At 67.4% G+C, this 15,043-nt stretch carries 13 protein-coding genes; 8 read left to right on the forward strand and 5 right to left on the reverse strand.

All coding sequences use genetic code 11. The features are described 5' to 3' along the window. The first annotated feature begins 58 nt into the window (after window positions 1–58). Together ACFWIW_RS32650 and ACFWIW_RS32655 are read left to right on the forward strand one after the other, a co-directional pair. Window positions 59–1,471 (forward strand): S8 family serine peptidase, encoded by a 1,413-nt coding sequence (locus ACFWIW_RS32650; protein WP_378371999.1) that lies wholly within the window; start codon window positions 59–61, stop codon window positions 1,469–1,471. A gap of 131 nt (window positions 1,472–1,602) precedes the next feature. Beyond that, on the forward strand, window positions 1,603–2,820 hold the full coding sequence (locus tag ACFWIW_RS32655; protein WP_378372000.1) for a M14 family zinc carboxypeptidase: 1,218 nt from the start codon (window positions 1,603–1,605) through the stop codon (window positions 2,818–2,820). Between the two features lie 68 nt (window positions 2,821–2,888). On the opposite strand, the gene ACFWIW_RS32660 is transcribed toward ACFWIW_RS32655, so the two are convergent. The 5 genes from ACFWIW_RS32660 to sdhC all read right to left on the reverse strand — a co-directional run bounded on the left by ACFWIW_RS32660 (window position 2,889) and on the right by sdhC (window position 7,448). After that, window positions 2,889–3,857, reverse strand: coding sequence for a hypothetical protein (locus ACFWIW_RS32660; protein WP_378372001.1), 969 nt, complete (start codon window positions 3,855–3,857; stop codon window positions 2,889–2,891). Window positions 3,858–4,025: 168 nt separating this feature from the next. Further along, complete coding sequence (locus ACFWIW_RS32665) at window positions 4,026–4,796, reverse strand: succinate dehydrogenase iron-sulfur subunit (protein ID WP_038519442.1); 771 nt, start codon at window positions 4,794–4,796, stop codon at window positions 4,026–4,028. After that, complete coding sequence (gene sdhA / locus ACFWIW_RS32670; RefSeq protein ID WP_038519440.1) at window positions 4,796–6,550, reverse strand: succinate dehydrogenase flavoprotein subunit; 1,755 nt, start codon at window positions 6,548–6,550, stop codon at window positions 4,796–4,798. The genes ACFWIW_RS32665 and sdhA overlap by 1 nt, the downstream gene beginning before the upstream one ends. Before the next feature lie 32 nt (window positions 6,551–6,582). After that, window positions 6,583–7,002, reverse strand: coding sequence for a succinate dehydrogenase hydrophobic membrane anchor subunit (locus ACFWIW_RS32675; RefSeq protein ID WP_034304594.1), 420 nt, complete (start codon window positions 7,000–7,002; stop codon window positions 6,583–6,585). 2 nt (window positions 7,003–7,004) lie between these two features. After that, a complete protein-coding gene (gene sdhC / locus ACFWIW_RS32680; RefSeq protein WP_081809635.1) occupies window positions 7,005–7,448 on the reverse strand; it encodes a succinate dehydrogenase, cytochrome b556 subunit in 444 nt (147 codons plus the stop codon). Window positions 7,449–7,992: 544 nt separating this feature from the next. Between sdhC and ACFWIW_RS32685 the strand changes: the two genes are divergently transcribed. The 6 genes from ACFWIW_RS32685 (at window position 7,993) to ACFWIW_RS32710 (ending at window position 14,821) form a co-directional block, all read left to right on the forward strand. Then, window positions 7,993–9,132 carry a BMP family protein gene (locus ACFWIW_RS32685; protein WP_378372002.1) on the forward strand — a complete coding sequence of 380 codons (1,140 nt, stop codon included), beginning with the start codon at window positions 7,993–7,995 and terminating at the stop codon, window positions 9,130–9,132. Window positions 9,133–9,210: 78 nt separating this feature from the next. Beyond that, window positions 9,211–10,788, forward strand: coding sequence for an ABC transporter ATP-binding protein (locus tag ACFWIW_RS32690; RefSeq protein WP_378372003.1), 1,578 nt, complete (start codon window positions 9,211–9,213; stop codon window positions 10,786–10,788). Further along, on the forward strand, window positions 10,785–11,882 hold the full coding sequence (locus tag ACFWIW_RS32695) for an ABC transporter permease (protein ID WP_125691325.1): 1,098 nt from the start codon (window positions 10,785–10,787) through the stop codon (window positions 11,880–11,882). Before ACFWIW_RS32690 ends, ACFWIW_RS32695 begins: the two co-directional genes overlap by 4 nt. Then, complete coding sequence (locus ACFWIW_RS32700) at window positions 11,879–13,153, forward strand: ABC transporter permease (protein WP_016331263.1); 1,275 nt, start codon at window positions 11,879–11,881, stop codon at window positions 13,151–13,153. Before ACFWIW_RS32695 ends, ACFWIW_RS32700 begins: the two co-directional genes overlap by 4 nt. A gap of 1 nt (window position 13,154) precedes the next feature. Then, a complete protein-coding gene (locus ACFWIW_RS32705) occupies window positions 13,155–13,544 on the forward strand; it encodes a cytidine deaminase (RefSeq protein WP_378372004.1) in 390 nt (129 codons plus the stop codon). Beyond that, window positions 13,541–14,821, forward strand: coding sequence for a thymidine phosphorylase (locus tag ACFWIW_RS32710; RefSeq protein ID WP_378372005.1), 1,281 nt, complete (start codon window positions 13,541–13,543; stop codon window positions 14,819–14,821). Before ACFWIW_RS32705 ends, ACFWIW_RS32710 begins: the two co-directional genes overlap by 4 nt. Window positions 14,822–15,043: the final 222 nt, after the last annotated feature.

The raw sequence follows: 15,043 nt of genomic DNA on the forward strand, positions 1-15,043 counted from the left end.
ACGGTGTTGGGCGGGCTCCGGCTCGCTTACGTTCACTCCACCGAATCATGGAGGTGGAATGTCCCGGATCAGACGCCTGCTCGTCCCCGCGCTCGTCGCGGCGGCGGCGGGAAGCGTGTTCGCGGCCCCGTCGGCGAGCGCCGCGCCCGCGCCGCAATGCGACACCGCGAGCGCGCCGTTCAACTACGTGGTGCTCTACAACCCGCGTACCCCGGAGCGCAAGGTCGACAGCGAGCTGCGCGCGAAGTGCGGCGAGAAGGTCGCGTACTACCCGGAGATCGGGGTCGCGGTGGCGACCTCGCGCAACGCCGACTTCCAGGCGAAGATCGGTGTCTTCCGCGCCTACTCGGGCGGCCGTGACGTCGCGTTCCCGCCTGCGGCCACCACTCGCTCGACCCGCTCCGCCGTGGTCGACACCAAGGAGAACGAAGAGACCACCAGCGTCGCGGTCGAGGAGGACCTGTCCGCCCAGCAGTGGGACATGCGGGCGATCCAGGCTCCCGAGGCGAACAAGATCTCCGGCGGCAGCCGCTCGGTGACCGTCGGCGTGCTGGACTCGGGCATCGAGCCCACCCACCCGGCGCTGAAGGCGGCCCTCGACCCGTCGGTGTCGGCCGGCTGCAACAGCGGCGCGCCCGACACCACCCCCGCCGCCTGGGCGCCCACGAACTCCGACCACGGCACGCACGTCGCCGGCACGATCGCGGGCAAGGACGCGGCGCGCGGCTTCACGGGTGTCGCGCCCGGCGTCAAGCTGGCGTCGGTGAAGGTCGTGAACGACGACGGCCTGATCCTCCCCGAGGCCGCGGTGTGCGGGTTCATGTGGGCGGCGAAGCACCGCTTCCCGGTCACGAACAACAGCTACTACATCGACCCGGGCATGTTCTACTGCTCGAAGGAGCCGGGCGACGCGGCCGCGTACGAGGCCGTCCGCCGCGCGGTGACCTACTCGACCGGCCGTGGCGTGCTGAACGTCGCCGCCGCCGGCAACAGCGGCTTCGACCCGGACGAGCAGACGACCGACCCGAACCGCCCCCACCCGGTCGACGAGAGCTGCGGCATCCTGCCCAAGGCGATCGACGGCGTCGTCAACGTCTCGGCCATCGGCTACGCGGGCACGAAGTCGTCGTACAGCAACTACGGTGACGACGTTTCGGTCACCGCCCCCGGCGGCGACCGCGCCCAGCTTCCCCCCACCGGTGAGGGTGTGGGTTGCCCGCTGTCGACGATCTTCAACGGCGGCTACGGCGCCAAGTGCGGCACCTCGATGGCGTCCCCGCACGCCGCCGGTGTCGCCGCGCTGCTGGCGTCGCGCTACCGCCACGCTCCGCCCGCGGCGCTGAGGTGGCTGCTGGAGCACCAGGCCGACGCGGTTCCCTGCGGGACCGCGGCGCCGGTCTGTGAAGGTCCGGCGAAGGACAACTCGTACTACGGTCACGGCCGCGTCAACGCGCTGGACGCGGTGAAGTAGTTTTTCGCGTTCGCCGGGGCCGGTCCACGTTCGTGGGCCGGTCCCGGTTTCGTTTCGGGAACTTTCGCCGGATTCGCGATGGGGGTCCTTCTCGCTACGTTATGAGCACCTTCGACAGTGGGGAGTTCACGATGTCGTTGCTCGGTCGGTTGGTTCCCGTGGTGGTGGGGCTGGCGATGCTCCCGCTTGCCGGCACGCCCGCGTCGGCGGCTCCTTCGGTGGCACCCTGCAGCGAGGAACCGCGGGAGCTGCCCATCGACCAGTTCACCGACTATCGCGAGATGGTGCGGGAACTCGACAGGCTCGAGCGCGCGAGCAAGGGGCGAGTGGCGGTCAAGGAGGTCGGGCGGTCCAACCGCGGCCGGGTGATCCATCAGGCGACCGTCGGGACCGGGCCGAAGGTCTTCGTGGTCTCCAGCGAGATCCACGGGAACGAGAAGACCGGCACCGACGCCCTGCTGCGGATCCTCGACTACCTCGGGACTTCGGAGTCGCGGGACGCCGAGCGGCTGCGGAAGACGATCACCTTCGTGGCTGTGCCGAAACTGAACCCGGACGGCGCGGAACTCGACCGGCGCGGCAACGACCTGTCGTGGGCCGAAGTGCAGCGGGAGTTCCCTCAGCTGAAGGACCGTCCGCCTGCCTGGAACTACCTCAGCGGCGTCCTCCAGGGCGACGACTACCGGAAGCGGCCCGGGTTCGACGTCAACCGCGATTTCAATCCGGACCTGAACTACGTCCCGCGCGCGGAGGACATCCCGGGCGCGCCGGATCAGCCGGGCTGGTTCATCACGCCCGAGGCGCGGGCTCTGCGTTCGGTGTATCTGGAGCTGACCGCTCGGCGCGGGAAGGTGCCCGACGTCTACGTCGACCTGCACCACCAAGGTGCCTGCGTCCGGCAGGAGGGCAGCAACCGGCTGCTCGACGTCGGCATCGACTATCCGCCGCTGCCCGACAAGTTCTTCGAACCCGGCCAGAAGTACGCGCAGTACCGTGACGTGTACACAAAGGACGAATCCCGGCAGCTGGCGATCAGCGCGTTCAACGGGATGACGTCGCGCGGCTTCGTCGGCGCGCGGTATCCGCACGCGCCGGACCGGGATCTGCCGGGGCAGGCGCGGTGTTCGTTTGCTTTGAACGGGACGGGGACGGTGCTGTTCGAGGTGCGCGGGCAGACGCAGACGCTCGGGCAGCAGCACCGGGAGCACTTCACGCGCGCGGTGATGGCCGGGCTGTACAACATGCTGCGGGACGTGAGCACGGGGGCTGTCGAGCGCATCGATCCGGAGGCCTTCGACCTGCTGCCCGGCACCGCCGACTCCGCCGCTCTGGCCCGGGTGCTGGAGTAGGGCGTCTTGTCCGTGAAGGCCTCCTTGAGGGACCCAGGGTCCCTCAAGGAGGCCTTCACGGACAGATCTCAAGCCGCACGAGAGGTCAGACTGACAGGTGGGCGCGGGCGAGCGGAGGCTGCGAGACGAGCCGCTTCCAGCTCGGCCAGGACTCCGGCCGGGTCAGTCAACAAGCGGGAAGGCAAGGTCTGTACGACGACTATCCCGGCGGTCGCGTAGCGCGTATTGCGCATGACCGTGCGCTTGTAGTCCTCGCGATAGAAATGGAAGTCGAACGAGTCGATCTCCCACGCGAGTGCGATGTCGTCCCACCAAGCATCAGGACGACCGATGTAGCCGCCGCGACTGTCACAGATCTCCGGATTCCAGTGGCTCGGCTGAACGACGAGACTGCGGCTCAAGATCTTGGCTCTTGCTTCCGCGACCGAGTAGAGATCTTTCCATTCACCGAGAAGTCTGCGCGGGATCGCAGTGCCTCGTTTGGAACCCTTGTCAAGTTCGTGGGCCAGCGCTTCAGGCGAACACCGACCGCGCTGGATGGCTTCGACGAGAAGACGTCCGACGGGCTCGACCGTCCGCAGGCGTCGGCAAGCGTCTGTGGTCGCGCGAACGAGCGGAGCGAGGGGAATGCCTTCCTGGATTCGTGCTTCAGGTAGACGATGGGTTCGCTCGACAGTTACGAATTCAGCGCTGCGGATTTTGTGTTCGTGGGGAATGAGGACGTGGATGTCCTCGTCCGGAGGTAGCTCGCGGGGACGAAGCCCGTGCCGGCGGCAGGCCTCCACGCCGGTCACGAGCGCGCGAGGGCCCGCGTGCAGTAGCGCGCCGATCACCCGCTCTTCGATTGTCGGGGGCGCCTGGTGCAGCAGAATGATCCCTGGTAGCAGGCGTTGCCATGGACCGCCGGGCAGGCATCTTCGATAGATGACCTTGCTGCTCATGTCGAGCGACTCCAGGGTCGTCGCCTTGATGACGCCGTGTCGGCTCCGCTGCTGGAGCAGTTCGGGGTGCTCAGCCCATCTGCCGCGCTTGTTCATGTTCACAGAGTGGGCCTGTCGACATAGCGATCACCAGACACACTTCTTCGACCTGTGGATAACCCACCCCTTGTGGATAACTGCCCAGAAATCCGTGAAGGCCTCCTTGAGGGACCCAGAGTCCCTCAAGGAGGCCTTCACGGACAGTCCAGCAAACTGCCAGGGGCGTCAGACGCGCTTGAAGAGCAAAGCGCGCTTGACTTCCTGAATAGCCTTGGTGACCTGGATACCGCGCGGGCACGCGTCGGTGCAGTTGAACGTCGTCCGGCACCGCCAGACACCCTCGGAGTCGTTCAGGATGTCGAGACGCTCTTCGGCGCCTTCGTCACGCGAGTCGAAGATGAACCGGTGCGCGTTGACGATCGCGGCCGGGCCGAAGTACGAGCCGTCGTTCCAGTACACCGGGCACGAGGACGTGCAGCAGGCGCACAGGATGCACTTGGTCGTGTCGTCGAACCGGTCGCGGTCGGCCTGCGACTGGATCCGCTCGCGCGTGGGCTCGTTCCCGTAGGCGATCAGGTACGGCTTCACGGCCTTGTACGCCTCGAAGAACGGGTCCATGTCGACGTAAAGGTCCTTGAGCGTGGTCAGGCCCTTGATCGGCGCGATGGTGATCGTCGTCTTCTTGCCGTCCTGCGACAGCAGGTCCTTCATGAGGACCTTGCACGCCAGCCGGTTGATGCCGTTGATCTGCATCGCGTCGGAACCGCAGACGCCGTGCGCGCACGAGCGCCGGAACGAGAACGTCCCGTCGATGTAGTCCTTCACGTAGAAGAGCAGGTTCAGCAGCCGGTCGGTGCGCTGCGCCGGGACGTCGTAGGACTCCCAGTGCGGCTCGTTGTCGATCTCGGGGTTGAACCGGAGGATCTTCAGCGTGACGGTGATCGGCGTGTGGTCGGAGGACACGGCCTCCGACTTCTCGGGGGTTGCCGTGGTCATCAGTACTTCCGCTCCATCGGTTCGTAGCGGGTGAAGGTCACCGGCTTGTAGTCCAGGCGGACGTCGGCGGTGAGACCTTCGCCCTCCTTGTAGGCCATGGTGTGCCGCATGAAGTTCGTGTCGTCGCGGTTCGGGTAGTCCTCGCGCGCGTGCCCGCCGCGGGATTCCTTGCGCGCCAGGGCGCCGACGACCAGGACCTCGGCGAGTTCGAGCAGGAAGCCCAGCTCGACGGCTTCGAGGACGTCGGTGTTGTACCGCTTCCCCTTGTCCGACACGGTGATCCGGCTGTACCGCTCCTTCAGCGCCTGCACGTCGGTCAGCGCCTGCTTGAGCGTGTCCTCCGTGCGGTACACCGAAGCGTGCGAGTCCATCGTCCGCTGCAGTTCGGTGCGGATGTCGGCGACGCGCTCGTCACCGTGCTCCGACAGCAGCAGCGCCAGCTGGTCCTCGACGACCTTGGTCGGGTTCTCCGGCAGCTCGATGTGCTCGTGCGCCAGCGCGTACTCGGCGGCCGCGATGCCGGCGCGACGGCCGAACACGTTGATGTCGAGCAGCGAGTTGGTGCCGAGCCGGTTCGAGCCGTGCACGGACACGCACGCGACCTCGCCGGCGGCGTACAAGCCGGGGATGACGTTCTCGTTGTCCCGCAACGCTTCGCCGTGGATGTTGGTCGGGATGCCGCCCATCACGTAGTGGCAGGTCGGGAACACGGGCACCGGCTCGGTGACCGGGTCGACACCCAGGTACGTCCGCGAGAACTCCATGATGTCCGGGAGTTTCGCGTTCAGCGTCTCTTCCGGGATGTGCGTGACGTCGAGGACGACGTAGTCCTTGTTCGGCCCGCAACCGCGGCCCTGCAGCACTTCCTGCACCATCGACCGGGCGACGATGTCACGCGGCGCGAGGTCCTTGATGGTGGGGGCGTAGCGCTCCATGAACCGCTCGCCGTCGGCGTTGCGGAGGATGCCGCCCTCGCCGCGCACGGCCTCGGAGATGAGGATGCCGAGCCCGGCCAGGCCTGTCGGGTGGAACTGGAAGAACTCCATGTCCTCCAGCGGCAGGCCCTTGCGGAAGATGATGCCGAGGCCGTCACCGGTGAGGGTGTGCGCGTTCGACGTCGTCTTGAAGATCTTGCCAGCGCCGCCGGTGGCGAACACGATCGACTTCGCCTGGAAGACGTGCAGCTCGCCGGTCGCCAGCTCGTAGGCCACGACGCCGGAGGCGGCCGGGTTGCCGTTTTCGTCCGGGGTCAGTACCAGGTCGAGTACGTAGAACTCGTTGAAGAACTCCGTGCCGTGCTTGACGCAGTTTTGGTACAGCGTCTGCAGGATCATGTGCCCCGTGCGGTCCGCGGCGTAGCAGGCGCGGCGCACCGCGGCCTTGCCGTGGTCACGGGTGTGCCCGCCGAAGCGGCGCTGGTCGATCTTGCCTTCGGGCGTCCGGTTGAACGGCAGGCCCATCTTCTCGAGGTCGAGGACCGCGTCGATGGCTTCCTTCGCCATGATCTCGGCGGCGTCCTGGTCGACCAGGTAGTCGCCGCCCTTGATCGTGTCGAAGGTGTGCCACTCCCAGTTGTCCTCTTCGACGTTCGCCAGCGCGGCGCACATGCCGCCCTGTGCGGCGCCAGTGTGCGAACGCGTCGGGTAGAGCTTGGTGAGGACCGCGGTGCGGGCACGCTGGCCGGATTCGATGGCCGCGCGCATGCCGGCGCCACCGGCGCCGACGATCACCACGTCGTACTTGTGGAACTGCATTGAGGACTCCGCTTTGAACGTGTGGTGGGGCGTCAGTTGGCCGAGATACCGGGATCGAAGGTGAAGATCACCATCGTGCCGACGGCGAGGATCAGCACCATCGAGACGTAGAGCACGATCTTCAGCCAGAACCGGGTGCTGTCCTTGCGGGCGTAGTCGTCGATGATCGTGCGCAGGCCGTTGCCGCCGTGGATCTCGGCGAGCCAGAGCATCGACAGATCCCAGAACTGCCAGAACGGCGAGGCCCAGCGGCCGGCGACGAAGCCCCAGTTGATGCGGTGCACGCCGCCGTCGAGGATGTTCATGATGAACAGGTGGCCGAGCACCAGCACGATCAGGGCGAGGCCCGAGATGCGCATGAACAGCCAGCTGTAGAGCTCGAAGTTGCTGCGGCGGGCAGCGGGGCGCTTCGGCGAACGCGGCTTGTCGAGTGCGAGAACTTCGGTTGCCATGGTCAGTGCCCCCCGAACATAACTTCGACGGTGCGCTTCATCATGAAGAAGGCACCGGGAATCATCACCACGACCCAGATGGCCAGGATGGTCCAGAGCATCGGCTTCTGGAACTTCGGTCCCTTTTCCCAGAAGTCGACCAGCATGACCCGGATGCCGTTGAGCGCGTGGAACAGCACCGCGCCGACGAGGCCGACCTCGAGGAGGTTGACCAGCGGGGTCTTGTAGGTCTCGATGACCTCGTTGTACGTGTCCGGCGACACGCGCACGAGCGCGGTGTCGAGCACGTGCACGAAGAGGAAGAAGAATGTCAGCACGCCGGTGATGCGGTGCAGCACCCAGGACCACATACCGGGGTCGCCCCGGTAGAAGGTCCCCTGCCGGCGTGAGGCACCCGCCCGATCGCTCGCGGCCGCCTCAGTGGCGGTGCTAGCCGTGGTGGACATCGGTGAACGGCCTCCAACGTCATGGCTTGGGCCCGCTGACCGCTGGTTTCCGCGCCTGCCGCCGGGACGTCCACCTGGGGACGGCTCCGGCGACGGTGCCGAGATCATGGTCATCGAGCGTGGATGAAAAGGATGCTAGACCCGCACCTCACGGTGGGCTCACCTCCGGGTTCCTCTGTGTGATGGACCAGACATCGGGGCCCTCGCACGATCGAGTGACGCGGGCCGGTAACTCACCGGTTCGTCCACTGTGGACGCGCGAGCGGCCGACCGGAGCGTCTGAACGGTGTGTGACGATCTTCGGCGCGTCACGCGGCCCGGGGGCCGCGCACTGCCTGCGATTACTCCATTCCGATCACCGTGCGTACTCCGTTCGTCGCGCTTACGACTCATGAGTAAACGTTTGTGTTACGTAGCGTGCCTTTCCTATGGCAGCAAAGCGGCCGTTAGGTACCGTTCCTCGGTCGAACCCGGCAGTGTCGCCGGGTCGCTTTCTTCGGACCATCCGCTGGATCAGCGGGGAGGGAGACACACGTTGCGTCGCATGCGTGGAACCGCGCTGGCCGCCGCGACCTTGGCCGGTGCTCTGGTACTGGCCGGGTGCGCGAAGGATTCGGGTGGGGGGAACAACAACAACGCGAGCTCCGGGGACCAGTCCGCCAGCTGCGTGACGGCGCCGAAGCCGCCCGCCGCGGCGGCCGCCTCGACCAGCTCCAGCCAGGCCGGTGAGAAGGTCGACGGCAGCAAGCTCAAGGTCGCGCTGGCCTTCGACGTCGGCGGCCGTGGCGACGCGTCGTTCAACGACTCCGCCGCCGCCGGTACCGACAAGGCGAAGGCCGAACTCGGCGTCACCTCGGTGACCGAGAGCACCGCCGCCGCGACCGAGGACGAGGCCGCGAAGTCGCAGCGTCTCGACCAGCTCGCTTCGCAGGGCTTCAGCCCGGTCATCGCGGTCGGCTTCGCCTACGCCAAGGCCGTCGGCGCCATCGCGCCGAAGTACCCGAACACCCAGTTCGCGATCGTCGACGACGACTCCGTCAAGGCGCCGAACGTCACCCCGCTCGTCTTCGCCGAGGAGCAGGGCTCGTTCCTGGCCGGTGTCGCCGCCGCCTACAAGTCCAAGAAGTGCCACGTCGGCTTCGTCGGTGGCGTGAACACGCCGCTGATCCAGAAGTTCGAGGCCGGCTTCCTCCAGGGCGTGAAGGCCGCTTCGAGCAAGGCCAAGATCGAGGACGAGTACCTCACCCCGGCCGGTGACTTCTCCGGGTTCCAGGACCCGGCGAAGGGCAACGTGAAGGCCGCCGCGCAGATCGCCAAGGGCGCGGACGTGATCTACCACGCCGCCGGCGCCTCCGGTAAGGGCGTCTTCGAGGCCGCGAAGTCGAACAACGCCATGGCCATCGGTGTCGACTCCGACCAGTACAACCAGAAGACGGTCGAGGCGTCGAAGGACGTCATCATCACCTCGATGCTCAAGCGCGTCGACGTGGCGGTGTTCGACTACCTGCGCGCGCTGGCGAAGGGCGACCTGACGACCCTGCCGAAGCGGTTCGACCTCAAGGTCGACGGCATCGGCTACGCCACCTCCGGTGGCAAGGTCGATGACATCAAGGACGTCCTCGACGGCTACAAGGCGCAGATCGTCTCCGGGGCGATCACCGTTTCCGACAAGCCGCAGAAGTAAGCTTCGCCAGGTACGGGGCTCGGGAGGGTAACCCCTTCCGAGCCCCAACCTGTTTACCCAGAACTGGATGGCTTTTTCATGAGCGCTCCCCAGGCCGAGGTCACCGACGCCCCCGACCGGGGTGAACCGGCCGTGCAGCTGACCGGGATCACGAAGCGATTCCCCGGTGTCGTTGCCAACTCCGACGTCAACCTCACCGTCACCAAGGGCGAGGTGCACGCCGTCTGCGGCGAGAACGGCGCGGGCAAATCGACCCTGATGAAGATCCTCTACGGCATGCAGCAGCCGGACGAGGGCGACATCGCGATCAACGGCGAACCGGTGAAACTGCGCAACCCGCAGGACGCCATCAAGACCGGGATCGGGATGGTCCACCAGCACTTCATGCTGGCCGACAACCTGACCGTCGGGGAAAACGTCTTCCTCGGCGCGGAGAACCTGCACGGCATCGGCCGCGCGGCGAGGGCGAAGCTGGCGGAACTCGCCGAACGCGTCGGCCTGCGCGCCCGCCCGGACGCGCTGCTGGAAGAGCTCGGCGTCGCCGACCGCCAGCGCGTGGAGATCGTCAAGGTGCTCTACCGCGGCGCGCGGATCATCATCCTCGACGAGCCCACCGCGGTGCTCGTGCCGCAGGAGGTCGACGCGCTGTTCGAGACCGTCCGCGCCATGCAGAAGGACGGCTTCACCTTCATCTTCATCTCGCACAAGCTCGACGAGGTGCGCGCGATCGCCGACACGGTCACCGTGATCCGCCGCGGCACCACCGTCGGCACGGCGGATCCGAAGACGATCACCTCACGTCAGCTGGCCGAGATGATGGTCGGCACGGAGCTGCCCAGCCCGGAGACCCGCGAGTCGACCGTCACCGATCGGGACGTCCTCCGCCTGGACGACGTGTGCCTGAGCGTCGAGGGTTCCGAGCGGAACGTGCTCGACCACATCTCCTTCACCGTGCACGCGGGCGAGGTGCTCGGGATCGCCGGCGTCGAGGGCAACGGCCAGACCGAACTCGTCGAGACGATCATGGGCATGCGCAAGGGCGGCGGCCGGATCGAACTGACCGAGGTCGACGGCAAGGTCGTCGAACTGCACAAACTGGGGACGCTCGCTCGCCGCGAGGCCGGGATCGGCTACATCGCCGAAGACCGCACGCGGCACAGCCTCCTGCTCACACAACCCTTGTGGGTCAACCGGATCCTCGGCTACCAGACCCGCAAGCCGGTCGCGAAAGGACAGTTGCTCGACATCGACGGCGCGCGGGAGGACACCCGCCGCATCGTCGAGGAGTACGACGTCCGCACACCGGGTATCGACGTCCCGGCCGCCGCGCTTTCGGGTGGCAACCAGCAGAAGCTGATCGTCGGGCGCGAGCTTTCCGGCGACCCGGTACTGCTGATCGCGTCGCATCCGACGCGCGGTGTCGACGTCGGCGCGCAGGCGCTGATCTGGGAACAGATCCGCCAGGCGCGTGCCGCGGGACTGGCCGTCCTGCTGATTTCGGCCGACCTCGACGAGCTGATCGGGCTTTCCGACACCATCCAGGTCATGCTGCGCGGACGACTGGTCGGCGAGGCCGACCCCGCCACCGTGACCCCGCAGGAACTGGGCTCCGCGATGACGGGTGCCTCCGAAGACACTGAAGAAGGTGCAGCGTGAGTAGCTGGCGTACGAGGCTGCTGCCGCCTCTGCTCGCGATCGTTTTCGCGGTCATCCTGACGGCCATCGCGCTGATCATCTCGGGCGCGGATCCGCTCCAGGCCTACGGCACGATGATCGGCCAGCTCTTCAAGGGCTCGACGGCCGTCGACACGGTGAACCTCGCGACGGTCTACTACCTGTCCGGGCTCGCGGTGGCCATCGGCTTCCAGATGAACCTCTTCAACATCGGTGTCGAGGGCCAGTACCGGTTCGCCGCCATCGTCACCGCCATCATCGGCGGGGCGCTGCAACTGCCGCCGGTGATCCACGTGATCGCGATCCTGATCGTCGCGGTGGCGAGCGGCATGCTCTACGCGGCCATTCCCGCCGTGTTGAAGGTGACCCGCGGCGTTTCCGAGGTCATCTCGACGATCATGCTGAACGCGATCGTCGGCGGCATCGTGGCGTTCCTGGTCAACGCGGACCAGTTCGGCGTGCAGACCGGCAACAACATCGCCACCCGCGAGATCGCCGAAACCGGCCGGATCCCCGGAATCCCGATCGGGTCCGGCGAGCTGTTCGGCTTCGTGGTCATCGCGGCGCTGATCGGCGGGGCCTACTGGTTCATGCTCAACCGGACCCGGTTCGGCTTCGAGCTCAAGGCCTCCGGTGAATCGACGACGGCCGCCGCGGCGGGTGGTGTCAACGCCAAGAAGATGACGCTGATCGCGATGCTGCTTTCCGGTGGTGTCGCCGGCCTGGTCGCGATGCCGGAACTGCTCGGCCGCGACTTCAGCTACGGCATCACCTCGACCCAGATGTACGGCTTCACCGGTATCGCGGTCGCCCTGCTCGGGCGTAACCACCCGGCCGGGATCGCGCTGGGCGCCCTGCTGTGGGCGTTCCTCGACCGGTCCGCCGTTTCGCTGGAACAGATCAACGTGTCCAAAGAGATCGCCACGATCATGCAGGGCGTGATCGTGCTGTCGGTCGTCATCGCGTACGAGATCGTGCGCCGCGCGGACCTGGCCGCCGAGCAACGCCGCGTGGGTCGCGCGCTGGCGGGTAACGGCCGCAAGGGTTCCAGCGTGTCCGAGGGAGGTGCGGTGTGACCACCGCGGACGTTCTATCGCCCAACACCGGCGGCACCACCATGCCGGTGAAGCCGCCGAAGCGGCGCATCCCGGGCTGGCTCAAGGGCGCCATCTGGGGCCTGCTGGCGGTCGGTGTGCTCGCGATCGCGTCGTACGCCACCGGCGTCAACACGCTGACCTCGACCAACACCGCGCACACCGCGCTGCGGCTGGCCCTGCCGATCCTGCTGTGCGCGCTCGGCGGTCTCTGGGCCGAACGCGCGGGCGTGATCAACATCGGCCTCGAAGGCATGATGATCCTCGGCACCTGGGGCGCCGCGTGGGGTGCGTACCACGGCGGTGTCTGGGCCGGGCTGATCGCGGCGGTCGTGTTCGGCGCGCTCGGCGGGCTGCTGCACGCCGTCGCGACGGTGACCTTCAACGTCAACCACATCGTCTCCGGTGTGGCGATCAACCTGCTCGGCCTCGGTGTCGCGAAGTACCTGGCGAACCTGGTGTTCACCCCGCTTTCGGGGAACCCGCGCCAGTCGCCGCCGGTGCCGAAGTTCGACACCTACTCGGCGACCTTCCTCTCGGACTGGTTGTCGGATCTGGAAAAGATGCAGCGTGTCTTCATCTCGGATCTGGCCGGCATCCTGAACGGCTTGATCACCGAGGTCGCGCCGTTGACGATGATCGCGATCGCGCTGGTGCCGATCAGCTATTTCGTGCTGTGGCGCACGCGGTTCGGCCTGCGGCTGCGGTCCTGCGGTGAGAACCCGGTCGCGGCCGAGTCCCTCGGTGTGAAGGTCTACCTGCACAAGTACGTCGCCATGATCATCTCCGGTGGGCTCGCCGGAATGGGTGGCGCGTCGCTGGTGCTGCTCGCCGGTGGTGCGGACTACCTGGAGAACCAGACCAACAACCGCGGGTACATCGGCCTCGCGGCGATGATCTTCGGCAACTGGCGGCCGGGTGGCCTGCTCGGCGGCGCGGCGCTGTTCGGGTACGCGGACGGTCTCCAGCTCGCCGGTGGCGGCACCGCGGTGCTCGCGCTGCTGTACGGCGCGGTGATCCTGCTGGCCGTGATCGTGGCGGTGCAGCTGTTCCGCCGTCAGTGGATCGCCTCCGCGCTCGGCGTCGTCGGCGCCGCCGCGCTGTACGCGATCTACTGGACCAACGACGACCTGCCCAGCGACCTCATCCCGTACACCGCGCACTTCGTGACGCTGATCGTGCTGGCGGTGGCCTCACAGCGGCTGCGGCCGCCCAAGGCGATCGGCGCCACCTATCGGCGAGGTGAGGACTGACATGGCTGAGTACGACTGGGAAGCCTTGCGGGCTCAGGCCATCGAGGCGGCGAAGTCGGCGTACGCGCCGTACTCGGGCTTGCACGTCGGTGTCGCCGCGGTGGTGGACGACGGCCGGATCGTCGTCGGCTGCAACGTCGAGAACGCCTCGTACGGCTTGGGAATGTGCGCGGAATGCACGATGGCGGGGCAGCTGCGGCTGACCGGCGGCGGCAAGCTCGTCGCCGTCGCGTGCCGCAGCGGCGCCGGTGATCTGCTGATGCCGTGCGGGCGCTGCCGTCAGATCCTGTTCGAGCACGGCGGTTCCGACTGTCTCGTGGACACCCCGAGCGGCATCCTGCCGATGTCGGCGGTGCTGCCGGACGCGTTCGGGCCGGACGACCTGCCGTGAGCGCGTTCGCCGCCGTCGACGTCATCCGCGCGAAGCGGGACGGCGGACGGCTGTCCGACGAACAGATCGACTGGACGATCGACGCGTACACACGTGGCGACATCGCCGAGGAACAGATGGCCGCGCTCGCGATGGCCATCTTCCTGCGAGGCATGGACTCCGGCGAGATCGCACGCTGGACCGGCGCGATGATCTCGTCGGGGGAGCGGCTCGATCTGAAGGTCAGCCGTCCGACGATCGACAAGCATTCGACCGGCGGGGTCGGCGACAAGATCACGCTCCCGCTGGCGCCGCTCGTCGCGGCCTGCGGCGCGGCGGTGCCGCAGCTGTCCGGGCGCGGGCTCGGGCACACCGGCGGGACGCTGGACAAACTGGAGTCGATTCCGGGCTGGCGTGCCGCTTTGTCGACATCGGAGATCGTCCGGCAGCTCGAAGACGTCGGCGCGGTGGTCTGCGCGGCCACTTCCGGGCTGGCTCCCGCCGACAAGAAGCTGTACGCACTGCGGGACGTGACCTCGACGGTGGAGTCGATCCCGTTGATCGCGAGCTCGATCATGAGCAAGAAGATCGCCGAGGGTTCGGCCGGGCTGGTGCTCGACGTGAAGACGGGTTCGGGTGCGTTCATGAAGACGCTGCCGCAGGCCCGTGAGCTCGCGCGGACGCTGGTGGAGATCGGGACCGCGCACGGCGTCGCGACGACGGCGCTGATCACGGACATGAACGTGCCGCTGGGATATGCGGTCGGGAACGCGATCGAGGTCGCGGAGTCGGTCGAGGTGCTGCGCGGCGGCGGCCCGGCTGACGTCGTCGAGCTGACGGTGGCTTTGGCGCGGGAAATGCTGTCGCTGGCCGGATTGTCCGATGTGGACCCGGCCGAGGTGCTGGCTTCCGGTCGGGCTTACGAGACTTGGTGCCGGATGATCTCCGCTCAGGGCGGGGATCCGGAGGCTGCTTTGCCGCGGCCTAAGCACGTGCACGTGGTTCCGGCGCCTTCGGACGGCGTCTTGTCGTCTCTGGACGCCTACTCGGTCGGGGTCGCCGCTTGGCGGCTCGGGGCTGGGCGGGCGCGCAAGGAGGATCCGGTGCAGGCCGCGGCCGGTGTGCTGTGCCTGGCGAAGCCGGGCGATGCCGTGTCGGCCGGGCAGCCGCTGCTGGAGCTGCACACCGATACGCCGGACGCTGTTCCTTCGGCTCTCGCTGCGCTCGAAGACGCCTACGCCGTCTCCTCGGAGGCCCCGGCCTCCGCTCCGCTCGTCCTGGAGACCGTGCGGCCCTGACCTGCGTTTAGCGGGCTAAACGCGATCCGATGCGGCCTAGGTACATGAAGGCCCCCTTCCTTGCGCCTAGGTACAGGAAGGGGGCCTTCATGTACTTCGGCTCGCGGGACCGCCCGACCTGCGTTTAGCGGGCTAAACGCGATCTGTGCGATGGGAGGGGGCGTTCGGGTACGGCCCCTGGCCCGGCGACGTTGCGAAAGCCACTTTCGCAACCTTCAAGGT

The organism is Amycolatopsis sp. NPDC058340 (assembly GCF_042723975.1).
Lineage (GTDB): Bacteria > Actinomycetota > Actinomycetes > Mycobacteriales > Pseudonocardiaceae > Amycolatopsis.

Coding starts and splice junctions, on each gene's coding strand:
- ACFWIW_RS32650 (WP_378371999.1), top strand. CDS start 59: ATGTCCCGGATCAGACGCCTGCTCGTCCCCGCGCTCGTCGCGGCGGCG.
- ACFWIW_RS32655 (WP_378372000.1), top strand. CDS start 1,603: ATGTCGTTGCTCGGTCGGTTGGTTCCCGTGGTGGTGGGGCTGGCGATG.
- ACFWIW_RS32660 (WP_378372001.1), bottom strand. CDS start 3,857: ATGAACAAGCGCGGCAGATGGGCTGAGCACCCCGAACTGCTCCAGCAG.
- ACFWIW_RS32665 (WP_038519442.1), bottom strand. CDS start 4,796: ATGACCACGGCAACCCCCGAGAAGTCGGAGGCCGTGTCCTCCGACCAC.
- sdhA (WP_038519440.1), bottom strand. CDS start 6,550: ATGCAGTTCCACAAGTACGACGTGGTGATCGTCGGCGCCGGTGGCGCC.
- ACFWIW_RS32675 (WP_034304594.1), bottom strand. CDS start 7,002: ATGGCAACCGAAGTTCTCGCACTCGACAAGCCGCGTTCGCCGAAGCGC.
- sdhC (WP_081809635.1), bottom strand. CDS start 7,448: ATGTCCACCACGGCTAGCACCGCCACTGAGGCGGCCGCGAGCGATCGG.
- ACFWIW_RS32685 (WP_378372002.1), top strand. CDS start 7,993: ATGCGTGGAACCGCGCTGGCCGCCGCGACCTTGGCCGGTGCTCTGGTA.
- ACFWIW_RS32690 (WP_378372003.1), top strand. CDS start 9,211: ATGAGCGCTCCCCAGGCCGAGGTCACCGACGCCCCCGACCGGGGTGAA.
- ACFWIW_RS32705 (WP_378372004.1), top strand. CDS start 13,155: ATGGCTGAGTACGACTGGGAAGCCTTGCGGGCTCAGGCCATCGAGGCG.